Source organism: Pantoea sp. Ft-CA_14, from assembly GCF_024520875.1.
GTDB classification, from domain to species: Bacteria; Pseudomonadota; Gammaproteobacteria; order Enterobacterales; family Enterobacteriaceae; genus Pantoea; species Pantoea agglomerans.
The window spans coordinates 21,697-44,166 of record NZ_JALNPM010000003.1; the positions used below are offsets into that span (position 1 = coordinate 21,697).

The following is a 22,470-nucleotide window of genomic DNA, read 5'->3' on the forward strand; positions in this document are numbered from 1 at the left end:
CTTCACATGGCCTCACCTGAGCGGAAGTCAGCACACCCGCTGAGGTGAACTACACTTTGCCGGTTAGCAATCTGACTCAGAGGAGAGAACATGAGCATTCAGCATCTGCTGCTATCCACCGACGGTGGCGCAGTGATCATTGAAGCAGAACAACTCGAAAGTGAGCTGGTTATCCCGCCCCACCTGCAGACCCTGACCGGCGGTGAAGCTGACAGCGATACCGGCCATCGGGTGGCGGTAACAAAGCACTACTGCAAGGGACGCTACTATGCGGTTGCCCTTGATCGTCATGCGGCCAGCAATGAAATTGACGACGTGATCGACCTGCTGCATCCGGCCCCGCTCGATTAGTCTTTGTCAGACCGAACCCGTACATGTTCCGCTGAACTGCTGGCGGGAAAGCTCAGTATTGCCGGTGTGCGGCATTTACCTATTCAGAAGAGGATAAGCATTATGCAAAAGAAGAAGTGGTTTGTTTCTTACGTGATTAAGCCCAAAGGTGAAAATCATGTCACGACTCACGCCTTTATCGAGGGCGACGATGTCGAGGAGGCGCTGGAAGCATTTATGTTCGAAACCAAAAAAAGCCTGTTGCTCGAAACCGAAGAGCTGACTCTGCTTTCGGTGAGCCTGGTGTAGACTCTGATTAACCTCGCGATTGCGGGGTTTTTTATGTCCTGTATCAGGATCAGTTATCTATTTATATTATTTATAATTTCCCTGGTGCGGCACTCAATTACTTACTGGGATACGGCCAGGCGTGATCAACGCCAGTTGATGACAGCAGACCGGTAACCGCCAGATACGCCAGTATCAGGACAAACAGCACAATCGCTGCAATTTCAATGGATTTGAGTAAGTGATGCTTAGCCATAAATAACCCTCCTTCAGATGTGTGTAATCAGACTTCACCCCATAAACTATAATGTTACCGGTAAAGTTCAAGTGAAAATCACATCATGAAACATAAAGCCGCGCTTATTAATGCTTTAACGGAATGTGCTCTTACGCATTCAGAGGGAGGGAACTGGCCTTACAGGCATAAAAAAGCCCGCACGGCGCGGGCTTCTGCGATTATCAGCACGGATTATTCAGCAGACTGACCGCTAAAGTCGATTACCATCCTGCCGCGGATCTTGCCCTGAATCATCTCATCGAAGATGGCATTGACCTCACCAATCTTCCTTTTGGTCACCTTCGGCACCACCTTCCCTTCTGCCGCAAACTGGAAAGCTTCCGCCAGATCGTTACGCGTCCCGACCAGCGATCCCACCACCTGAATGCCATCGAGCACCAGACGCGGAATATTCAGGCTCATCGCTTCCGGCGGCAGTCCGACAGCCACCACCCGACCACCGGCCCTGACCGCATCGACAGCAGAGTTAAACGCTGCTTTGGCAACCGCCGTTACCACAGCCGCATGCGCCCCACCGGTTTGCTCCTGAATAAAGCGAGCCGCATCTTCGCTGGCCGAGTTTACGACCAGGTCGGCACCCATCTCTTTCGCCAGTGCCAGTTGCCCATCGCTCACATCAACCGCGATCACTTTGGCGTTAAAGACGTTTTTCGCATATTGCAGAGCGAGGTTTCCCAGCCCGCCAAGACCGTAAATCGCCAGCCACTGACCCGGTTTTACCTCGGACACTTTCACCGCTTTATAGGTGGTGACACCGGCGCAGGTGACACTACTGGCGGCGTAAGGATCAAGCCCGTCGGGGACTTTGACCGAATAGTCTGCAACGACGATACACTCTTCAGCCATACCGCCATCGACGGTATAACCGGCATTAACGACCTCTCTGCAGAGCGTTTCGTTACCGGAGTTGCAGTATTGGCAGTGACCGCAGCCCTTAAAGAACCATGCCACGCTGGCACGATCGCCTGGCTTAAGTGAGGTCACATCTGGCGCGACTTCCTCAACAATACCGATACCTTCATGACCCAGCGTCACGCCGGTTTTATCACCGAAATCCCCGTTCTTCACATGCAGATCGGTATGGCATACGCCACAGCATTCCATCCTGAGCCGTGCTTCGCCCGTTTTGAGAGGACGTAGCGTCTTCTCAACCACTTCAACCTTGTGTTCACTGTTAGCAATTGCCGCTTTCATAAACGATGCTCCTTTTGATTGAAGACTTAAGGATAAGCCAAACCGCGGTGATGACAAGATGAGAGGTAAGCTTTGGGTGCGAGGTTGCCGGGTTGTTTCTGCTTTTGTGAATGGGGTGGGTTTTTGGGGTGAAGGCCGAACACCTTAAACTAGTAGGGTTATTTTGCATTCGCTTTTCCACTCAAATTTTAAGCTCACTAATATGTCAGGATTTTATCAATACCATCGGTTAAATTTAATATACACATAAGAAACTACGATAACCCAGGCAAAACTAAGAAGTGCTGCATACTGCGGAACAAAGCAGATGAAGATATACACGCCAGCCACAATAACTGCAGCAGGAACTAAATAGAAAAATGACTGAATCAGCCATAAAATAGCACGCTTCATTTATTCAGAATCTCATATAGGGCGTCAGCAATTTTCCCTTCGCTGTTATACATAGGCTTCACCCAATATTTTTTTATTTTTATCCTCAATTTCAACAACCTATATGAATTAAAGATTTCATAAGTAAACATCCTGTAATTCAGCCATAGAGCACCCCATAACTTATATTTACTTTTTTCACAAATCAACCCATTGGTTTCGCAATAACTAAATATCTGTAATGAGGCGCGTTGACCTTTATATATTGACAAACTCTTTGCTTTTTCTTCTCGCTGCCAAATCCTGCCATAGTAGCAATGATGAGATGAACGTTAGTAAAACTGCAGTTAAAGCATGCATCCATTGATCCGCCATTGCGATGATAGCTACTGTGGGCTGAGGGATAAGATGCATAGATCGTGCAGCGTTCAACGACCCGAGCGTGCGCATCGTGATCTTTTGATACAGCGGAGCGACAACTATGGATTTGAGAGTCGCAAAATGCATCAGATAGCGCCAGCCAGCATCTGGCAGTGACCGGAATTGATGTGATACAGTTTTGACCATTACAGTACCCATTTAAGGGAATGGTATGGATACAACTGAGCAGTTAAACGGAACTTACTTCTATGGCGGGCTTACTAACCTTTCCGCAGGAGAGCTTTATTTCTGGGTAATGATTGATGTGACTGCAGAGCACTTCAGCGGTAAAAAGGATATCATCGCTCTGGTTGCGATTTACTCGGGGCAAAATACGATTGACGTATCCGGTAAGCTAAACGGAGCATGGAAAGGCACCTCTTATGCTTCGGTCTATTCTCGAAAGCTGTTACGGGATTACCGTCTTCCATTCAGATTACCCACGTGGATACAGAACCCTAAAAACCCTCTTCAAATTAAAATGTTAATGACTCACAAGCTGGGGACGTTCGTCGGTCGTACAATCCCGGTTTTAGGCTGGGTAATTATGGCCGCTGATGTGGCAGAAATTGGCTGGAAAACTACGGCAAAATATAACCTTCTTGCTCATAAGGAAGACAAGATATGGTAAACGAGGATATAGAGAAAGCTGTATTTGCGCTGGTTGAAGATTATAACGGCAGAAGTTTGTTTACGTTCAGACGCTATAAGCTTGAACTGGATACCGATCTGAACAATGACTTTCGCATGGATCCTCTTGACGCGTATGAATTGCTAGAGCGGTATGCTGAAACATTTGGCATTAGTCCCAGTACTATCACGTTTGCCGAATATTTCCCGGAAGATTTCAATGCGCCGCACGATCCGCTGACTATTCGTCTGTTAATTGAGTCTGCACAGGCCGGACGCTGGTTGGGTAAATAATTCACGCCTGCAAACGCAGGCGTCTGTCTCTTCAGTTTGTTGCGGCTACTTTTAAAGGACAAGTGCGGAAAACGTGCCGTAGATTTGGGTTTTAAATTTAAGGACGCGACCGCGTCCTCTCGGAGTTCTGTCAATAACTCTACGGAGCCAACAGGCTCTGAAGCAGCTATCGATTTCACAAAGCCCCCTACTCGCGCCGAGCGTAGAAGGATTTTTAAACGATTAAGAGGGATGTCACCGCTGCAACAGTTGGTGCCGGACAAATATCACTCTGAACTAAGTCAGTACATATAACGGGAGGCGTTGAAAAAGAGTTTCTTTGAGATCTCAAGATTAGCACCGTCCGACAGTGAAGCTGTGCGCATGATGAAGGGCCATACCATCAAAGTTGGGGAGCTTTCTTACTGGAGCGGTACAAGCGGCTATCTGTTCCATAGACGGAACAAGAATCCTACTCCCTTAAAAAGATTTAATGCTCTTGCGAAAAAAAGCGGCATACCTGTGCCTGATTAATAAAACGGCAGCCGGACTAATCTGAGCCGCACGATTCTTTACGATTCCAAAACGCCATGATACTGATTATACATACAGTATATTTTGAATAGCAGGAGTTAATCATTTGATAGACATAGATAATCTAAGCGAGACGGTTGCACGCATCCAGTTCATTGTTGACGTATCACTGATCGCAAACTGCAAAGAAGATGAATTAAAAATGGCACTGTCGATGATAAGCGACATGGCAGGGACAATCGACACATCTGTTTTCCAAGCTGCCATATACCGCCAAGCTGAATGATTAATTGCCCCTTCCCTACCATTCACTAGCCACCTTTCAGGTGGCTTTTAGATTCTGCATCAAAGTGCATATGCTTGCATGAATCCGCATGATCCAAATTGGATCGCTAAGCGTGTGTGAAGCCGGTGCTGGCGCGTTCAGAGGTAACACATGCACCTGCATGAAAAGCGATGCATGAAGCGGGCAGGCGTGGCGGGGATAGCATTGCGCGCGAGGGGTGCAAACATGTATGCACAGCGGCGAATATTTTCAGTTCGTTGTCGTTAAGATTCGTGAGTTTAAAAATTGTTTCTTAAAGTGCTATTGATGATTCAAAGCACTTGGTTAGGTTGGTATTCGTACAAGATAGAGGCATGGAAAAGTTGGTTGTTCATACTTTAGCTTGATTTGACTAATGGCTATCGTACCCCTCAAAGTCTCGATCGAAGAAAACCAATAAAAGTACATCAAAATCAAAGGCATAATTAATTTTTGGTTTTTGTCATCAAGATACAGATTTACTGCAAATGATAAGTATGGTAAATGTCATAAAAAATTGCTTATTTATCTTTTATGGGATTTCTATGAGTGTAATCATTGATAATGAAGATGATGGTGTGACCGCTAGCGTCCCCGCAAAACGAGATATTGATAATAGTATTCAATTGTACCAACAGATATATCAGCACATTACAGGAACAACAGAAAAAACTAAGCATAGATGTGCTGATAATCTATTGATTGACCTTGATGAAATTAAGCAAGTCCATCATAAGATTGAGCAAATCTCCAGCACGCACAATGTTATATCAAAGAACGTATCAATTACAGTTCTACATTCTCATGACCGAAAAGAACAGTTCACTTCATTTGATAGATTTCTTCTCTCAACAGGTATAAGTACCAGCCCAACTCTAAGCGTTATAATTAAGTACAACTTTGCGATTTTACCAGTCAGCAGACAATTATCTCCTGCCATGGATGTTCCCAACCATTATGAAGTTACGGTTAAGTTAAACTCAAAAATAGCATTGCAAAAAGAAATGGAAGATGACGCACCGCCATTCATGAGAGGGAAGTTCATAACCTTCATGATAACTAACGCAGCTGAAGTGACCGTTGAATATGCTGACTATATTATTGCCAGAGGCTTTGTTGAAGCCTTCAAGGAGTGGACTGATGGTTGTAAAAGGGTGTCTTCAAAGGTTCCCTTAATTCAGAGATTGCAGTTTATAAGTCACTTTATACCTTCAGCAATTAAATTTATTTTTACAGTTTTAATCTTGTTTTATACATATCAATCAATAAGTCTTTATGTTAGTGAAAGTTCTACGATCGAAACCATAAGTAGGTTCATGATCATATCGTTTGGTGCTTTCTTCATCATACCTTCTATTGCTAGATCTTTTGGGGGTAATATTGAAAGAGCTATTGATAACTATGTCGCTCCTTCGTATGTGATACTCAACAAAGGGGATGAAAGATTATATGAGGAATATAAGGATAGAAATAGGAAATCCTTAGTTAAAAGTGCTATAAATATATTAATTACAATAATGCTTGGTATTGTATCTTCAAGATTAGACAAATTGTTTTAAGGGAATGGCCGCTAATGCGGCTTTTTCTTTAAAAAACATATTCTTTAAATGAAATGATTTCCAATCCAATCCAATTATTTATTTCCTTCATCCTTTCCTGTAAGGGAGTTAACTCGTTACGCACAAATACCTGAGAAGCTTTCACCGCGTCACCAAATCCGCCGGAGTTGTCCGGGATAATTCCCATCATCTGCGGCGGTACCCGGTGCGCGCTTAACAGGTCGTCGCGGCTGGCTTTCTTGATGTTAAAGAAATCGTCTTTCGTCGCGACTTCGCTTAGCAGCAGAATCTTGATCCCGTCCGGCTTTCCGTTTGGCGCGTACATGAACAGGTTCCGGAAGTTATCCAACCCTTTCGTGTCGCGCATCGCCTGGCGCATCCGGTCAACGTCGCTGCTGCTTTGCGCCGCGTCGGTCATATACAAGATGTAACCGGCGTGTGCGCCGTTCGGGTAATACTTGCGGCGGAACAGTGTCGCTGCCCCATTCAGCCATGCAGAATTAAGCGCGCTGAGGTATTCCGGCAGACCATACAGCTCCTGATTAATATCCGGCTCCAGTAGGTGAAACACACTGCCGGCCGAAAATTCATGCGGCTTTTTCCAGTCATTCACAAACCAGTAAACGCCATCTTTAACGCCTCTGCGGGTGAATTTGGCCGGGGTGGTTTCAAGGCGTAGCGGCTTACCTAGGCCATTGCGGCGCAGCTCGGCAAAGGCGTTACCGAAAACCTGATAATCCAGCGCGAAATTGCTGAACTTCTGCTGGCTCATCATCGGGTGCGGGATAAACGTTGAGGCCAGTATGTTGCGCTTCACGTAAATCGGCGAGCTGTGATGCACGGCCGAGCGCAGGCTCTTAGCCAGCCCGCTAAAGCTGACCGACGGCTCAAACCAGCGCCCGTTACCGATGCACTCTGCATAATTCAGAGTGTCTCGCGTTTATCCATGATCGCCGTCGGATCGCCAAAGGTAAACGCCTCGGCGTGCTGCTGAGGTGCGTTTGCATTTTCAGTATTGAATTGAGCTGCAGCTGAGCGTGATCGTGAAGCAGGCAGACAGCGCGATGCACGTAACACACGTCGGCGAGAATCCGCTGCCTGAGAGTGACGCGCGGCCGCTGCAGCTCAATGTTCACGATGAGCTGGTCAGCGAGTGGCAGTCATCAGCGACCTGCAGCTGATAAATGATCCCTCGAGGCGCTTATCAGCAGCCTGTCAGCCCCGGTACGTAAACAAATAGCGCGTAACATTGGCCGCAAGCTGCGCGCGAGGCAGCAGCAGAACATTAAGCGCCAGCAATCACCTGACGACACGCCGTTTAAGCCCCGCAAAATGCAGCCGGTGCGCAGCAAAAAGGGCCGCATAAGGCGCGAGCTGTTCGCAAAGCTGCGCACGGCTAAATACATGAAGACGCAGGCCAGCCCGAATGAGGCTTTGATCGAGTTTGCGGGTAACGTGCAGCGCATGGCCCGTGTGCATTACGGGCAGCGCGTCCGGCCATCGTGTAAAGGTAAAGGGGTACAGTATGAATCGCGGCTGTTACTAGGTCTTAAAAATGATGATTATGAGGCAATAATTAACTGCCTCATGGAGTTTCTTTCAATATGAACGTTCACTTTCTTGTATAATGTGCATCCATAAAATTCAGTACGGATTCACTATAGAAAAACTTAAAAATACTATTTGGATTTGAGGGTTCTAACCTTCTTTCTCGGCAGTATTTTTCACCTGAGTTTTTTATTTGCCGGTGCAATTCATGGAATTTTGCATTCCTTAAGAAATCACTATATCTTGAACTTAATTTTTGAGTAAGTGCATCATATGTGAGAGGATATCTTTTCAACATATCCTCTTCTGTAAAGGTTATTGGTGTAGCTTTAGAATCATTAGTCATCATAAATTCGATGGCTTCATCTGATGATGTTTTTATCAATTTAGTTGAGAGGCGCAAAGAAATGCTAAAGTTTGGATCTGCATCATCCTTGTGAGACTCTTCCATTTTCTCCAAATAGGATTTCAGATTATCAGCCGAGTGATTTAACACGCTAAAACTCTCAATATCACTAAGATGGTAAAGAGAGACTGGCATTAGGAAAAAATTATACTTTCTAAAGTCATAATCAAACCAATCAATAGATAATGTCATATAGTTTTTTAAAGATGCTGTTCCTATACATTGTATTTTTGTGCTAAGTGACATATCTTCATGGATGAAATGAACTGAATGGTCGCGAATTTCAATTAATAACTTAATATTGTCTTCAACAATCTTTTTAAGGCATCCATTAGCTGATAAAACATTTATTGCTTTGGATATGCTTATAGTTTTAGGTGAACCTGACTCAGATACTTCAACCGACCCCTTAGACTTCAAGTAAATTGAACTTTTATCATCTCCATTTAGTGATAGAATCTTCGCCTTTAGTAGTAACTCCCACGCGTTTATCATCAGGATTGAAAAGCTCTCTTCTCTGAATTTAAAATCTGGTTTGTTATAAACCTCAATTGCTGTAATGCATGCGGAAATTGACTTTTCTAAAATGCTTTCATAAAAAGTCTTGGGTGTATTTTCATTCTGGCTATGATGTTTAATAAAAGACGACAAATTAAAAGAATCAAACTTTGGAGAGACGAATAATTCATTATTTTCTTTTATTATAAATGTTGACCATTTTTTTGATAGGTAAGTTTTAACGGTACTTTGACCCCAACCGGTTTTGTTAGCGATCTCATCTACTGTGAAGAATTGCTTGGAAAGTTTTTTCTCTGAAAAAAAATTGAAAGCAAGTTCTATCTTTTGATTTTTATTGAAACTGGAAGGGTTTAGCTTCGTTTCCATATGCTGTTATCCCATATCTCTTATTGAATTTAAAAAAATGTACGCTCATTGCTAAACAAACAGCGTTGGGTAGTCATTGTTTGCAAACAGTTTCATCCTACTCACATGAACTCATTCGATCAAATTTCCGAAATTCAGCGCCTGCTGCGCAACCTGATCCGCATAGCAACCGTTTCGGCCGTCAATCTCGACGGCGAGTTATGCCCCGTCGATACAGGAAAAAACACAACCAACTGGCTGCTCTGGCTGAGCACCCTCGCGGGTAAAAGCCGTTCTTGAAATGCGCAGTCAGTGGGTGAGCAGGTGCTTGTTCTCTGTCTGGGCGGCGAACTCGATACCGGTTTAGTACTTCCGGGCATTTCTCAGATGACAACCCTGCTCTGTCTGCCTCGGCCGATGCGCTGCACTGGTGATTTCTCGACGGCGTGGTGATCGAGTACGAGCCGGAAACCGGTGCTCTGACCGCAACCGATATACAGACGGCTCCCAATAAAGCAGCGGTAAAATCCTGTTCGACTCGCCAGAAGCTGAATGCACAGCGCTGCTTAATACTGCACAGCTGGAAGTCACCCAGGGCGGCACGATGAAAGGCGGCGTTGTGCATACCGGCGGCAATCTTTCCTCAAAAGGCAAGGTGCTGCATTCGCATATCCAACCGGGCGACAGCGGTGGGAAAACGGGAGCGCCAGTATGACAACCGTAAAATATATTGGGATGGACAGGGAAACCGGTAGCACTTTGACTGGCCTCCATCACATCAGGCAATCTGTGCGTGACATTCTGCTGCCTCCTGTCGCCACCAGAGTGATGCACCGCCAGTATGGTTCTCTTTATCCACACTGATTGACCAGCCGTAATACGAGGAGCTGCGCCTGCAGATTATGTCGGTTAACTATAGGGTGCCTTTGAGGCGAAGCTCACCGCATACGTTATCGCGCAAAAAGGACTTGGCCGCGACCATTCGCCTGTCTGCGCTCTATGCCGCCATAAACGTTTAGAGCGTGCAGCGAGTCAACCTTATCAAGCCTTCCGCTGACGTGGTGCTCGACAAACGCAGACCGCTTACTGCACGGGTTACACGCTGACCTTGGGAGGCATCGCTTACGGCATGGATGAACTACATGCAGGCAGTACAGGTACTTGATACTGCCGCATCGAATATTGCATGGACGGAAAAACCTGAATAAAAATCCATTTTACGCCCGAATTTTTCAGTTAAAACTTTTCAATGGAAAAATGTTTAATTCTGCCATTGAATCATTTCATCCAGCCTCTTCAGAATGTCGGGGAAATAGCTTTCATCAAGGCCAAAGCTGCCTTTAACCTGAACGCTGTCGGCATGAGGCTCCGGTCGAAGGATAAAATCAATAGTAACGCTATCAATAGTATTTTCATTTGTCAGTATCATATCAAGCTGATGAATATCGCTCTGATATTTAAACGACTTTAACTTTTGCTGAGCAATTATCGCCTGATGAAAAGCTGAAAATTCTTTCTTCAACATTTTCAACTCTCCAACAGTGAACTTAGTCTTAAACGCCACCTTCAGGCCGCTTACCGAGAATTCTATCCAGGACTGTATCCAATCCCAGTGATGATTAACCGGATCGACTTCGTTATCGACAACCCGTTCAAAAGGCGACACCGCAAAAACGAATTCTTCATCTCTGATATCAAACATATGTACGTTCCTGTCGGTTAATCAAAAATACTTAAAATGAGTTATCGTCCAATCTGATACCCTTACCACAACTTCAAGAGTGTACTTCTTATACTCAGTGATATTTTTCTTACGGTGTAATTTATACATTTCCGTTTCATAACGATACATACCCTCTCCGTTGCGAGGATCGGCCATGCGTCTGCCATAGCGGATAGCTCTTTCCTGAATATGTAACGGAACATAGCGACCCGGCTCATACATGTGCCTCGCCGCTGTTTCGGTCATTTTCAGGTTACACGCCGATAAACCCGTTTTTAACCTGGCACGCAGGAACATTATTGTTGCCTGGCTGAGTCTGGCACTTATAGCAGCTCGTGTACCAGCCTCCAATAATGCGCGGCCAGCGCGGAAAATTCGAAATACACCAAACGCAAGAAGCGCTATGTCTGTAGGATCAATCAGTGGCGTTTCGAGAGGTGCCTCTTCAAGTCGAACAAAATGCCCCTGCACATCGTATATCTGCCACAGACCGGGAGCCTGAGCCACAGAATAACCAATGCACATGCCGCTGGACTCATCCAGCACCGGCTGTGCGTTTCGTGGCAGCACACGTGGTCTCAATTCAAAAAATACGTTGCCCGATAGTGGTGACTGAAATGTGTAATATCTGCCAGGTTCTGTGATTGCATTCCCTGCGTTCATTATCGTTCCCTCATTTTCATGTGACTTAATAGAGTGCCACAGGATAGTAGAGCGGTCATTACCGAGTACTGCAACGCCGTTCACTCAGCAAACTTCTCTCGCACGGGCTGCACAGCCTATACCTGATGCTCCTGGCAGGGCCTCAACCATGAGTAAAACAGGTGGCAGATTATGGCCACGGTGTCCCTTTCATTGAGAGGTAATAAAGCAGGGTTGTAACTTATATGAATAGGAAAAATGGCAATGACATAATGGAATGGCGTCTTGCAGAAGAGTGGAGAAGAACACAACGGAAAAAGACTAAGTTATTGATTGAAAATCATTAACTGATGGGCGGCATCTGACAAAAAAAGACCGAATACGATTCCTATATTCGGTCCAGGGAAATGGCTCTCAAGGAGCCGTGCGCTAAAAGTTGGCATTTATGAAGGCGATGTCGCCTTGCCATTTAACATTAGAACAGCGCGGTGGAATTGCCAGCAAACGGGAGGCGCAGGACCATAAACCGGATCAGTTTGTGATCGCAACGGCAAAAAAGAGGGGTTGGGCGCAGCGCGATGCTGCACCCGACAGGTTTATTTACCGCACAGCGCCTGGGTGCGCTCAACAATCGGCTGCAGACTCATCATCTGGCCCGGATGCGCTTTATCTTCAACCTGAATCACGCTGATCGGCTGCGCTTTCACCTGTTTGTTTTTGAACAGTGTGTCGGCGATATCGTTCAGGGGGTATGTCATCAGCGTGCTCGGGTTGATGGCAAACATCGCACCATCTTTCTCACAGGTCAGCATCACCTCTTCACGGTTAAACGGCCACTTCTCTTTACCGATCTCAAAGCGGCTGACGGTAATGATTTGTGCCGCCAGCGCCTGGCCGCATACGGATAACAACAGGATTGCGGGGATCACTTTCTTCAGCAACATAACTACCCTTTTCTCTCTTAAACCACATTCAGGCTGGCGACAGCGTGGCAAATACGCTGACCAGCCCAACCACTCCACACGCCAGCAGCAGTTCAAGCTGCGTCATGCGAATAAATTTTTGCTGCGTCCCGCTGCCCGCCAGGCGGAATCGCGGCACCAGCCAGTATCGGTTAATCAGCGCCACCAGCACCATCAGGGCAACCAGCAGCACTTTACACAGCAACAATACAATGTAGCGTGAATAGTGCCACGTCAGCGGCCAGCCCGCGATCATCACGCTGTTTATCAGGCCGCTCAGCAGCGTTAACGCCACCGCCAGATGACCGTAGCGCGAAAAGCGCATCATGGTACGGATAGCGTCGGTGCGGCGATCGATCTGGCGCGCCTCCCGCATCAACAGCAACAGAGGCAGTAATCCGCCCGTCCAAAACGCCGCGGCAATCAGATGCAGTGCATGATTGAGCTGCTGAAACAATCCCGGCCAGCCATCGCGCATCGCGGCATGACCAATCAGAGCCATGCAGGCCAGTTGCAGCACGCCCGCCAGCAGTAACACCTGATGACGCAGCCGCCCGGTCAGTAACAAACCGGCAACGGCCAGCAGGCTAAACAGGATTTCCCACAGCCACACGCCACCGAAGTGCGTGCCAATCACCGCCAGCCAGATATCGACATCGGCCAGATTGGCGCTGTCGCCGCTCATCAACACATTCTGGCAGGCCAGCATCGCCAGCGCACTCAGCAGCGCCAGCCAGGCGCTCCCTTTCACCAGCGGGTTTAATCGTCGCGCCAGTAGTGGTCGATAGCGTCCGGGTGCCAGCAGCGCACTGTAACAGGCGCTGCCGGTCAGCAGCATCACGGCGGCAAAATGCAGCGCGCGTAACAGGATCCAGAGGGTGGTCACCGGAGTTACTTCACGCTAAAGCGATAGCTTCCTGCGGTTTTATGTCCATCCACCGACAGCACATGCCAGTTAACCTGATAGCTGCCCGCTTGCAGCGGCTGAGACAGGCCCACAATCAGCCGGTTTTTCTGGCCAGATTCAACGCGGGCTTTAGCGGTGGCGACGGGCTTCTGTGCACTATCCAGCAGCGTGACGCCGCTGAATGCCGCTTCAATATCTTCACTGAAGTTCAGCGTCAGCGCATCGGTGGATGTCATTACCTGCGCTTTGGCCGCCGGGATAGAAGACTGGAGATGCGCATGCGCCGCTGCCAGCGAACTGAATGTCATCAGTCCGGCTGCCGCCAGCGCAATAACCATGCGGGAAATCAGTTTTTTATGCATAAGATCATCCTTTTAACCACCGCCAGGGCGATAAACGTGGCAAAAGGATACGCTGCTGTATTTGCACTGTCGAGGCCAGCGATGCGATCCTTTATCCTTGATTCAGACCGCCGAAAACATTACTTTTGCCCGCTATCGTCAGGAGAATATTATGAGCCATAACCTTGCCCTGCTGTCCCAGGAAGAGAAAGACAAGATTAATGTCGATTTGGCGGCAGCAGGTGTGGCGTTTAAAGAGCGCTATAACATGCCGATCGTCGCCGAAATGGTGGCGCAGGAGCAGCCCGAAGCGCTGCTTGACTGGTTTCGTCAGCGTCTGATGCACTACCGCCAGGCCTCGCTCAGCCTGTCGCGCCTTCCTTATGAACCGAAGATGAAGCAATGATATTTCGCGTTATTGATACCGAAACCTGCGGCCTGCAGGGTGGCGTAGTCGAAGTGGCGTCCGTGGATGTGGTCAACGGCCAGATTGTGAATCCGATGAGCGATCTCACCCTGCCCGACCGCCCTATCAGCCGTCAGGCGATGGCCGTGCATCGCATCACCGAAGCGATGGTCGCCGGTAAGCCGACCATTGAAGAGGCGATCCCTCGCTATCACGGCAGTGCTTTTTACGTGGCGCACAACGCCAGTTTTGATCGCCGGATGCTGCCGGAGATGTACGGAGAGTGGATCTGCACCATGCAGCTGGCGCGTCAGCTCTGGCCGGGCATTAAATATGGCAACCAGGCACTGCGTCATTCGCTGAAGCTGGATGTCACGCCGCCCGCCGACCTGCATGCTCACCGCGCGCTCTATGACTGCTATGTTACGGCAGCACTGCTGATTCGTATTATGGAGACCTCCGGCTGGAGTGCCTCCGAGATGATTGTGCGGTCACAACCTGCGGCCCAGCGCGACGACGTTCTGCCGTTTGGCAAATACCGCGGCCAGGCGATCGCGGTCGTTGCGCGCAAGGATCCGGGCTATCTGAAGTGGATGCTGGATAACGTCAGCGATCTGCGCCCGCCATTGCGGCAGGCGCTGCGTAAGTACCTGACCGAATCTCAGTAATCCTGGGCTGGCGGTAAGTTGCCCTGCGCCAGTCCCAGCAGGAAGGTGTATTCCATCGCGATCCCTTCATAGGCTTTGTAGCGCCCCGACTTGCCGCCGTGACCCGCATCCATGTCGGTGCAGAGCAGCAGCAGGTTATTGTCGGTTTTCATCGATCTCAGCTTCGCCACCCACTTGGCTGGTTCCCAGTACTGCACCTGCGAATCATGCAGGCCGGTGGTGACCAGCAGGTGGGGATAGGCTTTCGCCTCGATGTTGTCATAAGGGCTGTACTGGCGGATATAGCGATAGTACTCCGGATCGTTGGGGTTGCCCCACTCGTCATACTCGCCGGTGGTCAGCGGAATCGACTCATCCAGCATCGTGGTGACCACATCCACAAACGGCACCTGGGCAACCACGCCGTGGAACCGCTGCGGTGCCAGGTTAATCACCCCGCCCATGAGTAAGCCACCCGCGCTGCCACCCATGGCATAGAGTCGTTCCGGGTGTCCGATGCCACGCGCCACCAGCGCGTTAGTGACATCGATAAAATCGGTGAAGCTGTTCATTTTGTTCAGCAGGCGACCGCCGTCATACCATTGCTGCCCCAGCTCACCGCCGCCGCGCACCTGTATCAGCGCATAGACAAATCCGCGATCCAGCAGGCTCAGGCGGCTGACGCTGAAATCGGCATCCATACTGCTGCCGTAGGCACCGTAGCCATACACCAGCATCGGATTCTGCCCGGGCTGATAGTGTTTGCGGTGATAGACCAGCGATACCGGCACTTCGGTGCCATCGCTGACTTTGATCCAGTGATGTTCGCTTTTGTAATCTTCTGCGTTAAAGCCTTTCACCGCGCTCTGCTTCAGGATGCGGCGTTCGCCGGTATCCATATCCAGCTCAAACAGCGTGGTCGGCGTGGTCATCGACGAATAGCCGTAGCGCAGTTTGCTGGTGCGCGGCGTCGGATTGTAGGCCAGCCAGGTCACATAGGTCGGATCGTCAAAGGCGATGCCGCTGGTTTCACCGCTGGCCCAGTTGATCTGCCGCAGGCTGGTTAGGCCGCGCTGGCGCTCCTCGACCACCAGCCAGTCCCGAAACAGCTGAAAATCTTCCATCACTACCTGTTCACGTGCCGGGATCAGGGTTTCCCAGCGTGACTCGTCCAGATAGCGGCTGCGGTACAGCCCGAAGTTTTCGCCTTCCCGGTTGGATCGAATGAAGAACTGATGATCATAGTGGTCGATGCTGTACTCATGATCGCGGCGGCGCGGCAGAAACACATGGGGCTGCGCGTCGGGGAAGTTCGCATCAATCAGCTGAATTTCGCTGGTGTTGGTGCTGTAGAGGGCAATCATGATGAACTGCTTGGAGGTGGTCTTATGTACGCTAAGATGATATGTGTCATCCTGCTCTTCATAGACCAGCTGGTCGTCGAACTGCGGCGTGCCCAGTTCGTGTCGCCACACCTGATAAGAAAGCAGCGTCTGCGGGTGTTTTCGCACATAGTAGAGGGTGCGCGAGTCATTACCCCACGCGAAGCTGGAAGAGGCGTTGCTCAGCACTTCAGGATACCAGCTGCCACTCTCCAGGTTACGAAAGCGGATGCCATATTGCCGGCGAGACAGGAAATCTTCAGCCAGCGCCATGACCCGGTTATCCGGACTGATATGCAGCGCGCCCATGGTGTAGAAATCACTGTGCGAGGCGCGCTGGTTGGCATCCAGCAGCAGGCTCCACTCGCCAGACTCATCGCTCGCGGCGGGCTGGCGGTAATAGGCCGGGTATTCGTTACCGCTCTGGTAGCGGCTCTGATAACGGTAGCCATTTTTCACATAGGGCACTGAGTGATCTTCAGGCGGCAGCCGATCGATAATCTCTTTTAATACCCGGTCCTGCAGTGGCTGCTGTGACGACATGATTTTTTTGCCGTAGTTGTTTTCGGCACGCAGGTAATCAAGGACCTCGCTGTTTTCGCGCTTGTCGTCGCGCAGCCAGTAGTAGTCGTCAACGCGCGTCTCGCCGTGCAGCGTCATCTCGTGGGGTATTTTTTTTGCGATGGGTGCTTTCATCCATCCGTCTCCGTGAACGTAATGATCTGTAAGCGTAACACTTCAGCAGCGGGAAGCCAGGTATAGGTTGAGAAGCAGCCGCTGGCGGATCACATCCTGTGACCCGCCAGCGGAATATCAGAGGGATTAACTGGCGGGTAAACGGGCTTTCTCAGCCTCAAGATCCTGCTGGATGCCGTCGCGAACATCCTGAGGGATTTTCAGCGCGTCGCCCAGCGCGGAGAGATAGCTGCGCTCCATGAAGTGATCAACGTCGATGGCGGCACAGCTCAGGAAGTAGAGCTCCAGCGCCTCCTCCTCGTTTTTCACATCGGCGGCCAGCCACTGCGGATCCAGCGGGCGGTTCATCGCTTTCTGGATCAGCTGTTCCGCTTCCTGACCGTAGCCGGACTGATGAATATTCTGCTCAATCGCTGCCCGTTCCTGGTCGTCAATGTGCCCGTCGCTTTTGGCGGCAAACACCAGCGCCGTCACCAGACGCTCAGCCCGCAGGTTAACCGGCGTTTGCGCCACGCCAAAGTCAGGTTCATTCTGGTGCGCTTCGCTGACCCGCTGCTTGTATTTGTTCCATAACACCGCGCCCGCAGCCGCACCGCCACCGATAATCAGCGCCTTGCCGCCATATTTTGTCAGCAGTTTTCGCGACGATTTACTGGCAATCAGCATACCGGCCAGGCCGCCCAGCGCACCCGGCGCCAGCATGTCGCTTAAGCCGCCGCCCGATTTGCCCTCACCGCCCTTCTTCGTCAGTACCGACTGAATTTGTTGCAACCAGTTATTCATCATCCACTCCTTTTAAGATGTCAGTCCGCTATCCTGACGAAAAGGATGTCAGGAAACGTCAGAGCGGGAAAAGTAAGGCAAACGGTTGTGTCAGATGGACGAAAGATGAGAACGCAAACGTTTTCGTTTATACTTGCGCGCGAATTTTGACTGCTTAGGTGAAGAAATGACGACTCTCGGAACAGCGCTGCGTCCGGCAGCAACGCGTGTGATGCTATTGGGTTCAGGTGAACTGGGTAAAGAGGTGGCGCTGGAGTGTCAGCGTCTGGGTGTGGAAGTGATCGCGGTTGATCGTTACGCCGATGCCCCGGCGATGCACGTCGCCCATCGCAGCCATGTGATTAACATGCTGGATGGCGCGGCGCTGGCTGCGCTAATCGCTGAAGAGAAGCCTGATTTTGTCGTACCGGAAATCGAAGCCATCGCCACGGAGACCCTGGTTGAACTGGAGCAGCAAGGCCAGCGCGTGGTGCCGACTGCCCGTGCCGCGCGGCTGACCATGAACCGCGAAGGCATTCGTCGGCTGGCGGCTGAAGAGCTCTCTCTGCCGACCTCCCGCTATCGCTTTGCCGATAGCAAGGCGCGCTTTGATGAAGCGGCTACCGAAATCGGCTTTCCCTGCATTGTGAAGCCGGTAATGAGTTCATCCGGCAAAGGTCAGAGCTTTATCCGCGATGCCAGCCAGCTCGATAACGCCTGGGACTATGCGCAACAGGGTGGCCGCGCGGGTGCCGGACGCGTCATTGTCGAAGGGGTTGTCGACTTCGATTTCGAGATCACCCTGCTCACCATCAGTGCAGTCGATGGCATTCATTTCTGTGCGCCAATTGGTCACCGTCAGGAGGATGGCGATTACCGTGAATCCTGGCAGCCGCAGCAGATGAGTGATGTGGCGCTGCAGCGGGCGCAGGATGTTGCCGCGCAGGTGGTTAAGGCGCTGGGTGGCTATGGCTTGTTTGGCGTTGAGCTGTTTGTCTGCGGTGATGAGGTGGTGTTCAGCGAAGTTTCTCCGCGTCCTCACGACACCGGCATGGTGACGCTGATTTCGCAGGATCTGTCAGAGTTTGCGCTGCACGTGCGGGCGTTTCTCGGTCTGCCGATTGGCGCGATTCGCCAGTATGGTCCGTCAGCGTCCGCCGTTATTCTGCCGCAACTGACCAGCCAGAATGTGCAGTTTGTGAATGTCGAAGCGGCGCTGGGTGCCGGTCTGCAACTGCGCCTGTTCGGCAAGCCGGAAATCAGCGGCCAGCGTCGGCTGGGCGTGGCGCTCGCCAGCGGTGACAGCACCGATCAGGCGATTGCGCGTGCCGTTGCCAGCGCAGCAGCGGTCACGGTTCAGGGATAAACGTGTGCGGTGAGCAGACGCTCACCGCCATAACTTACTTCGCGCCTTCAACAGCTTCGCGTGCCAGGCGGGTGATGCGATCCCAGTCGCCCGCTTCCAGCGCGTCGTTGGGCACCAGCCAGGAACCGCCGATGCACAGCACGCTTTTCAGCGCCAGATAGTCACGGTAGTTCGCCGGAGAGATGCCGCCGGTCGGGCAGAATCGCACCTGCGGGAAGGGTCCGCCAATCGCCTGCAGCGCTTTAACGCCGCCGTTCGCTTCTGCCGGGAAAAACTTGAACTCGCGCAGACCGTAGTCCATACCGGTCATTAGCTCAGAAACGGTGCTGATGCCGGGAATCAACGGTACCGGCCCTTCAACCGCCGCTTTCAGCAGCGACTCGGTGACGCCAGGGCTGATCACAAACTGCGCACCGGCATCGGTCACTTCCTGTAACTGCTGCGGGTTAATCACCGTTCCCGCACCGACGATCGCATCCGGTACTTCTTTAATCATCGCACGTAAGGCATCCATCGCCACTGGCGTGCGCAGCGTCACTTCCAGCACTCTGACACCGCCTGCCACCAGCGCTTTTGCCATCGGCACGGCGTGTTCCAGCTTGTTCACAACGATGACCGGCACCACAGGTCCGGTGGTCAGAATCTGTTCTGCACTCGTTTTCCAGTTTTTCATCAGTTCCCCTTGCTTGATAACACCGGGATTGCGACCCGGTCATGGAGCATCGGCTCCTGCCCTGTAAATTGCGTCACTACCATACATGATCAGCTTCCTGAGCGTCTATCATCCTGCGACCATTTTGAAACGGCAGTTCAATTTTATTCGTGTCGGCTGGTCCGGATTAAGGGCGAAAAAAAAGCCCGCGTTGCGGGCTTCATCATCACTTCCGTTATTCGAACTCGTTCCACGAACGGCCATCGCGGGTAATCATCGCCACTGAGGCCACCGGGCCCCAGGTGCCCGCCTGATACGGCTTGGAAGAGTCGCCGTCCGCAGCCCAGGCGTCGATAATGGAATCGACATAGGTCCACGCGGCTTCAACTTCATCGCGGCGCACAAACAGCGCCTGGATACCACGCATGCTCTCCAGCAGCAGACGCTCGTAAGCATCGGCAAGGTGCGACTGGTTAAAGGTCTCGGAGTAGCTCAGATCCAGCTTGGTGGTCTGCAGTTTGTGTTTGTGATCGAGGCCCGGCACTTTGTTCAGGATCTCGATATCCACCCCTTCGTCCGGCTGCAGACGAATCGTCAGCTTGTTCTGCGGCAGCTCTGAGTAGGAGTCTTTAAACAGGTTCATTTCCGGGTTTTTGAAGTAGACCACGACTTCTGAACACTTGGTCGGCAAACGCTTACCGGTGCGCAGGTAGAACGGCACGCCCGCCCAGCGCCAGTTGTCGATATCGACACGTATTGCCACGAAGGTCTCTGTGGCGCTCGACTTATTGGCGCCCTCTTCTTCCAGGTAGCCTGGCACTTTTTTGCCCTGCACAAAGCCAGCGGTGTACTGGCCGCGAACGGTTTTCTCACGCACGTTGGTCTGATCGATGCGGCGCAGCGAGCGCAGCACTTTAACTTTTTCGTCACGGATGCTGTCGGCGCTGAGATCGGACGGCGGCGACATGGCGATCATGGTCAGAATCTGCAGCAGGTGGTTCTGGATCATGTCGCGCATCTGGCCCGCTTTATCGAAGTAACCCCAGCGGCCTTCGATACCCACTTCTTCGGCCACGGTAATCTGGACGTGGTCGATGGTGCGGTTATCCCAGTTATTTACGAAGATAGAGTTAGCAAAGCGCAGCGCCAGCAGGTTAAGCACGGTCTCTTTGCCGAGATAGTGGTCAATACGGAACACCTGGCTCTCATCAAAGTACTCACCAACGCTGTCGTTGATCTCCTGCGAGGTTTCCAGTGAGGTGCCCAGCGGCTTCTCCATCACTACGCGCGCCGGTTTAGCATTCAGCTTCGCGGTGCCCAGTCCCTGACAGATGGCGCCAAAGGTGCTGGGTGGCATGGCGAAGTAGTTGATGGTGGTGCGATTTTTCTGGTCCAGCATCTTGCCCAGTTTCGGAAAGTGCGTGGTGTCGTTGACATCGAGGTTGCAGAAGTCGAGACGATTGCTGAGTTTGTCCCACAGCGCTTCGTCAATCTTCTCCTTCATGAAGGTTTCCAGCGCTTCACGTACCACTTTGGTGTATTCCGCTTTATCCCACTCGGCACGGCCGACACCAATAATGCGGGTTTCCTCGTGGATCTGCCCCGCTTTCTCTAACTGGTACAGTGAAGGCAACAGTTTACGGCGTGCAAGATCGCCTTTGGCACCGAAAATCACCAGATCGCATGCCTGGGCTGTTTGTGTTACCGCCATTTTCCTCTCCTCGTTGCAGGATAGTCCGGTGGTGATGCATCCTCTGCCACCGGGTCCAGGTTATTATTTTCTTTGAGCACAATGTACTTTTTTCCCCGCGCCAGGTAAACCGACTCGCCGGGTCAACCGCATTAACTCTGTACCGGATGTGCTAAGCGCGTGTGATGACACGTGCGGATTGCCGGTTTTTTCTGTGTCTGTTGGTGTCAGGAAAATCAGGCACCGGTCAAAGTATCCCAAAAAAAAGGGCAATCGACTTGTCCGCCGTTGCGCCTGGCAGGTGCTGACACGATATAGTCTCTGTTAATCGACTCTGACGACAGGGATAATTGAAATTGGTAAAAGTGATTATGGTCATCGGCTTATGAATATGCTGGAAAAAATTGACGCGCAGTTCGCCGCGCTCAGCAATGCGGAACAGAAAGTCGCCCGGCAGATTCTGGCTGCGCCGCAGGCGGCGATGCACTCCAGCATCGCCACCCTGGCGCGTGAAGCCTGCGTCAGTGAACCCACGGTGAATCGCTTCTGTCATCGACTGGGCGCGCGCGGCTTTCCCGACTTTAAGCTGCAACTGGCGCAGAGCCTGGTGAAAAGCAGCAACTGGGTCAGCCGGGGCGTGGAGGACGATGACAGTGTGGAGAACTACAGCCACAAAATCTTTGACTCGGCGCTGGCAGGGCTGCAGCGGGTACGGGATCAACTGGATAGCGCCCAACTGCAGCAGGCCGTCACCCTGCTTACTCAGGCTGACAAACTCGCCTTTTTCGGGCTGGGGGCTTCCGCTGTGGTAGCACATGACGCCTTTACCAAATTTCTGCGCTTTAATCTGCCGGTCATCTGGTCAGACGATATTGTGATCCAGCGCATGAGTTGCATAAATAGTCGAGCCGGTGACGTTTTTGTTCTCATTTCGCATACTGGACGCACAAAAAATATGGTAGAACTGGCTCGCCTGGCCCGTGTAAACGGTTCCACCGTTATAGCCATCACCTCTGCCGATTCTCCCCTTGCCCATGAAGCAGCGATAGCTTTAGTGCTTGATGTACCGGAAGATACGGATATCTATTTGCCGATGGTATCGCGCCTGGCGCAGTTGACCGTGATCGATGTGTTGGCGACCGGTTTCACCCTGGAACGGGGTGCGCCCTTCCGGGAAAACCTGAAACGCGTGAAAGAGGCGTTGAAAGCGTCGCGTTACGAAAAGCACACAATTCGGGAAAAGGATGATCAGCAAAAAAATTAACATCACATTT

25 protein-coding genes and 2 pseudogenes are annotated in these 22,470 nt (G+C 50.9%); 13 read left to right on the forward strand and 14 right to left on the reverse strand.

All coding sequences use genetic code 11. From position 1 onward, the window contains the following. The first annotated feature begins 90 nt into the window (after nucleotides 1-90). Both NR195_RS05920 and NR195_RS05925 read left to right on the forward strand, forming a co-directional pair. Complete coding sequence (locus NR195_RS05920; RefSeq protein WP_010258727.1) at nucleotides 91-351, forward strand: hypothetical protein; 261 nt, start codon at nucleotides 91-93, stop codon at nucleotides 349-351. Nucleotides 352-453: 102 nt separating this feature from the next. Then, nucleotides 454-639, forward strand: coding sequence for a hypothetical protein (locus NR195_RS05925; RefSeq protein ID WP_256844283.1), 186 nt, complete (start codon nucleotides 454-456; stop codon nucleotides 637-639). 97 nt (nucleotides 640-736) lie between these two features. Here NR195_RS05925 and NR195_RS05930 read toward each other — a convergent pair whose 3' ends face one another. From NR195_RS05930 to NR195_RS05940, 3 genes are all read right to left on the reverse strand, one after another. Continuing rightward, the gene (locus NR195_RS05930) at nucleotides 737-874 is read right to left on the reverse strand and encodes a hypothetical protein (RefSeq protein ID WP_010258717.1); all 138 of its coding nucleotides are present in this window, start codon (nucleotides 872-874) and stop codon (nucleotides 737-739) included. Nucleotides 875-1,087: 213 nt separating this feature from the next. Further along, nucleotides 1,088-2,110 carry an alcohol dehydrogenase AdhP gene (adhP, locus tag NR195_RS05935; RefSeq protein WP_010258714.1) on the reverse strand — a complete coding sequence of 341 codons (1,023 nt, stop codon included), beginning with the start codon at nucleotides 2,108-2,110 and terminating at the stop codon, nucleotides 1,088-1,090. A gap of 630 nt (nucleotides 2,111-2,740) precedes the next feature. Then, a complete protein-coding gene (locus tag NR195_RS05940; protein WP_256844284.1) occupies nucleotides 2,741-3,049 on the reverse strand; it encodes a hypothetical protein in 309 nt (102 codons plus the stop codon). A gap of 25 nt (nucleotides 3,050-3,074) precedes the next feature. Between NR195_RS05940 and NR195_RS05945 the strand changes: the two genes are divergently transcribed. From NR195_RS05945 to NR195_RS05960, 4 genes are all read left to right on the forward strand, one after another. Continuing rightward, nucleotides 3,075-3,533, forward strand: a complete 459-nt coding sequence (locus tag NR195_RS05945) for an STM2901 family protein (protein ID WP_256844285.1) — start codon at nucleotides 3,075-3,077, stop codon at nucleotides 3,531-3,533. After that, entirely contained in the window at nucleotides 3,527-3,826 is a 300-nt protein-coding gene (locus NR195_RS05950) for a DUF1493 family protein (protein ID WP_033771984.1), read from the forward strand. Before NR195_RS05945 ends, NR195_RS05950 begins: the two co-directional genes overlap by 7 nt. A 619-nt stretch (nucleotides 3,827-4,445) precedes the next feature. Next, nucleotides 4,446-4,625 (forward strand): hypothetical protein, encoded by a 180-nt coding sequence (locus NR195_RS05955; protein WP_256844388.1) that lies wholly within the window; start codon nucleotides 4,446-4,448, stop codon nucleotides 4,623-4,625. A 563-nt stretch (nucleotides 4,626-5,188) separates the two neighbouring features. Beyond that, entirely contained in the window at nucleotides 5,189-6,202 is a 1,014-nt protein-coding gene (locus NR195_RS05960; protein WP_256844286.1) for a hypothetical protein, read from the forward strand. A gap of 28 nt (nucleotides 6,203-6,230) precedes the next feature. Here the strand turns inward: NR195_RS05960 and NR195_RS05965 are convergent. Beyond that, nucleotides 6,231-7,258, reverse strand: a pseudogene (locus tag NR195_RS05965) (phage portal protein). Nucleotides 7,259-7,450: 192 nt separating this feature from the next. On the opposite strand from NR195_RS05965, the gene NR195_RS05970 reads away from it, so the two are divergent. After that, nucleotides 7,451-7,810: a phage virion morphogenesis protein gene (locus NR195_RS05970; RefSeq protein ID WP_256844384.1), complete on the forward strand. Its 360-nt coding sequence runs from the start codon at nucleotides 7,451-7,453 to the stop codon at nucleotides 7,808-7,810. Between the two features lie 4 nt (nucleotides 7,811-7,814). Here the strand turns inward: NR195_RS05970 and NR195_RS05975 are convergent, their stop codons facing one another. Next, nucleotides 7,815-9,041: a DUF3644 domain-containing protein gene (locus NR195_RS05975; protein WP_256844287.1), complete on the reverse strand. Its 1,227-nt coding sequence runs from the start codon at nucleotides 9,039-9,041 to the stop codon at nucleotides 7,815-7,817. A 105-nt stretch (nucleotides 9,042-9,146) separates the two neighbouring features. Here NR195_RS05975 and NR195_RS05980 point away from each other — a divergent pair. Then, nucleotides 9,147-9,735: pseudogene (locus tag NR195_RS05980) on the forward strand (phage baseplate assembly protein V). Nucleotides 9,736-10,162: 427 nt separating this feature from the next. Then, nucleotides 10,163-10,228, forward strand: a complete 66-nt coding sequence (locus tag NR195_RS05990; protein ID WP_235188721.1) for a hypothetical protein — start codon at nucleotides 10,163-10,165, stop codon at nucleotides 10,226-10,228. A 53-nt stretch (nucleotides 10,229-10,281) separates the two neighbouring features. Here NR195_RS05990 and NR195_RS05995 read toward each other — a convergent pair whose 3' ends face one another. From NR195_RS05995 to copC, 5 genes are all read right to left on the reverse strand, one after another. Beyond that, on the reverse strand, nucleotides 10,282-10,722 hold the full coding sequence (locus NR195_RS05995) for a hypothetical protein (protein WP_256844288.1): 441 nt from the start codon (nucleotides 10,720-10,722) through the stop codon (nucleotides 10,282-10,284). 21 nt (nucleotides 10,723-10,743) lie between these two features. Further along, the gene (locus NR195_RS06000; RefSeq protein WP_223565383.1) at nucleotides 10,744-11,490 is read right to left on the reverse strand and encodes a hypothetical protein; all 747 of its coding nucleotides are present in this window, start codon (nucleotides 11,488-11,490) and stop codon (nucleotides 10,744-10,746) included. Nucleotides 11,491-11,981: 491 nt separating this feature from the next. Further along, entirely contained in the window at nucleotides 11,982-12,329 is a 348-nt protein-coding gene (locus NR195_RS06005; RefSeq protein ID WP_010258700.1) for a YebY family protein, read from the reverse strand. A gap of 28 nt (nucleotides 12,330-12,357) precedes the next feature. Continuing rightward, a complete protein-coding gene (gene copD, locus NR195_RS06010) occupies nucleotides 12,358-13,233 on the reverse strand; it encodes a copper homeostasis membrane protein CopD (RefSeq protein ID WP_256844289.1) in 876 nt (291 codons plus the stop codon). A gap of 5 nt (nucleotides 13,234-13,238) precedes the next feature. Further along, the gene (gene copC / locus NR195_RS06015; RefSeq protein ID WP_022625524.1) at nucleotides 13,239-13,616 is read right to left on the reverse strand and encodes a copper homeostasis periplasmic binding protein CopC; all 378 of its coding nucleotides are present in this window, start codon (nucleotides 13,614-13,616) and stop codon (nucleotides 13,239-13,241) included. A gap of 151 nt (nucleotides 13,617-13,767) precedes the next feature. Here copC and NR195_RS06020 point away from each other — a divergent pair, with 151 nt between their 5' ends. Together NR195_RS06020 and exoX are read left to right on the forward strand one after the other, a co-directional pair. Beyond that, a complete protein-coding gene (locus tag NR195_RS06020; RefSeq protein ID WP_256844290.1) occupies nucleotides 13,768-14,001 on the forward strand; it encodes a DNA polymerase III subunit theta in 234 nt (77 codons plus the stop codon). After that, the gene (exoX, locus tag NR195_RS06025; RefSeq protein WP_022625523.1) at nucleotides 13,998-14,669 is read left to right on the forward strand and encodes an exodeoxyribonuclease X; all 672 of its coding nucleotides are present in this window, start codon (nucleotides 13,998-14,000) and stop codon (nucleotides 14,667-14,669) included. Before NR195_RS06020 ends, exoX begins: the two co-directional genes overlap by 4 nt. On the opposite strand, the gene NR195_RS06030 is transcribed toward exoX, so the two are convergent. Further along, nucleotides 14,663-16,726: a prolyl oligopeptidase family serine peptidase gene (locus tag NR195_RS06030; protein WP_256844291.1), complete on the reverse strand. Its 2,064-nt coding sequence runs from the start codon at nucleotides 16,724-16,726 to the stop codon at nucleotides 14,663-14,665. The two genes, exoX and NR195_RS06030, sit on opposite strands and share 7 nt — an antisense overlap. Nucleotides 16,727-16,852: 126 nt before the next feature. Next, nucleotides 16,853-17,509, reverse strand: coding sequence for a tellurite resistance TerB family protein (locus tag NR195_RS06035; protein WP_010258682.1), 657 nt, complete (start codon nucleotides 17,507-17,509; stop codon nucleotides 16,853-16,855). A 166-nt stretch (nucleotides 17,510-17,675) separates the two neighbouring features. On the opposite strand from NR195_RS06035, the gene purT reads away from it, so the two are divergent. Next, on the forward strand, nucleotides 17,676-18,854 hold the full coding sequence (gene purT, locus NR195_RS06040) for a formate-dependent phosphoribosylglycinamide formyltransferase (RefSeq protein ID WP_010670798.1): 1,179 nt from the start codon (nucleotides 17,676-17,678) through the stop codon (nucleotides 18,852-18,854). Nucleotides 18,855-18,888: 34 nt separating this feature from the next. Here purT and NR195_RS06045 read toward each other — a convergent pair whose 3' ends face one another. Both NR195_RS06045 and zwf read right to left on the reverse strand, forming a co-directional pair. Then, nucleotides 18,889-19,527 (reverse strand): bifunctional 4-hydroxy-2-oxoglutarate aldolase/2-dehydro-3-deoxy-phosphogluconate aldolase, encoded by a 639-nt coding sequence (locus tag NR195_RS06045; protein WP_010258674.1) that lies wholly within the window; start codon nucleotides 19,525-19,527, stop codon nucleotides 18,889-18,891. Between the two features lie 214 nt (nucleotides 19,528-19,741). After that, a complete protein-coding gene (gene zwf, locus NR195_RS06050) occupies nucleotides 19,742-21,217 on the reverse strand; it encodes a glucose-6-phosphate dehydrogenase (RefSeq protein ID WP_010258671.1) in 1,476 nt (491 codons plus the stop codon). Between the two features lie 364 nt (nucleotides 21,218-21,581). Between zwf and NR195_RS06055 the strand changes: the two genes are divergently transcribed. Continuing rightward, complete coding sequence (locus NR195_RS06055; protein ID WP_167430293.1) at nucleotides 21,582-22,460, forward strand: MurR/RpiR family transcriptional regulator; 879 nt, start codon at nucleotides 21,582-21,584, stop codon at nucleotides 22,458-22,460. Nucleotides 22,461-22,470: the final 10 nt, after the last annotated feature.

What these genes read in the sequence shown, in the direction of transcription:
- NR195_RS05920 (WP_010258727.1), top strand. Translation starts at nt 91, where the DNA reads ATGAGCATTCAGCATCTGCTGCTATCCACCGACGGTGGCGCAGTGATC.
- NR195_RS05925 (WP_256844283.1), top strand. Translation starts at nt 454, where the DNA reads ATGCAAAAGAAGAAGTGGTTTGTTTCTTACGTGATTAAGCCCAAAGGT.
- NR195_RS05930 (WP_010258717.1), bottom strand. Translation starts at nt 874, where the DNA reads ATGGCTAAGCATCACTTACTCAAATCCATTGAAATTGCAGCGATTGTG.
- adhP (WP_010258714.1), bottom strand. Translation starts at nt 2,110, where the DNA reads ATGAAAGCGGCAATTGCTAACAGTGAACACAAGGTTGAAGTGGTTGAG.
- NR195_RS05940 (WP_256844284.1), bottom strand. Translation starts at nt 3,049, where the DNA reads ATGGTCAAAACTGTATCACATCAATTCCGGTCACTGCCAGATGCTGGC.
- NR195_RS05945 (WP_256844285.1), top strand. Translation starts at nt 3,075, where the DNA reads ATGGATACAACTGAGCAGTTAAACGGAACTTACTTCTATGGCGGGCTT.
- NR195_RS05950 (WP_033771984.1), top strand. Translation starts at nt 3,527, where the DNA reads ATGGTAAACGAGGATATAGAGAAAGCTGTATTTGCGCTGGTTGAAGAT.
- NR195_RS05960 (WP_256844286.1), top strand. Translation starts at nt 5,189, where the DNA reads ATGAGTGTAATCATTGATAATGAAGATGATGGTGTGACCGCTAGCGTC.
- NR195_RS05975 (WP_256844287.1), bottom strand. Translation starts at nt 9,041, where the DNA reads ATGGAAACGAAGCTAAACCCTTCCAGTTTCAATAAAAATCAAAAGATA.
- NR195_RS05995 (WP_256844288.1), bottom strand. Translation starts at nt 10,722, where the DNA reads ATGTTTGATATCAGAGATGAAGAATTCGTTTTTGCGGTGTCGCCTTTT.
- NR195_RS06005 (WP_010258700.1), bottom strand. Translation starts at nt 12,329, where the DNA reads ATGTTGCTGAAGAAAGTGATCCCCGCAATCCTGTTGTTATCCGTATGC.
- copC (WP_022625524.1), bottom strand. Translation starts at nt 13,616, where the DNA reads ATGCATAAAAAACTGATTTCCCGCATGGTTATTGCGCTGGCGGCAGCC.
- NR195_RS06020 (WP_256844290.1), top strand. Translation starts at nt 13,768, where the DNA reads ATGAGCCATAACCTTGCCCTGCTGTCCCAGGAAGAGAAAGACAAGATT.
- exoX (WP_022625523.1), top strand. Translation starts at nt 13,998, where the DNA reads ATGATATTTCGCGTTATTGATACCGAAACCTGCGGCCTGCAGGGTGGC.
- NR195_RS06030 (WP_256844291.1), bottom strand. Translation starts at nt 16,726, where the DNA reads ATGAAAGCACCCATCGCAAAAAAAATACCCCACGAGATGACGCTGCAC.
- NR195_RS06035 (WP_010258682.1), bottom strand. Translation starts at nt 17,509, where the DNA reads ATGAATAACTGGTTGCAACAAATTCAGTCGGTACTGACGAAGAAGGGC.
- purT (WP_010670798.1), top strand. Translation starts at nt 17,676, where the DNA reads ATGACGACTCTCGGAACAGCGCTGCGTCCGGCAGCAACGCGTGTGATG.
- NR195_RS06045 (WP_010258674.1), bottom strand. Translation starts at nt 19,527, where the DNA reads ATGAAAAACTGGAAAACGAGTGCAGAACAGATTCTGACCACCGGACCT.
- zwf (WP_010258671.1), bottom strand. Translation starts at nt 21,217, where the DNA reads ATGGCGGTAACACAAACAGCCCAGGCATGCGATCTGGTGATTTTCGGT.
- NR195_RS06055 (WP_167430293.1), top strand. Translation starts at nt 21,582, where the DNA reads ATGAATATGCTGGAAAAAATTGACGCGCAGTTCGCCGCGCTCAGCAAT.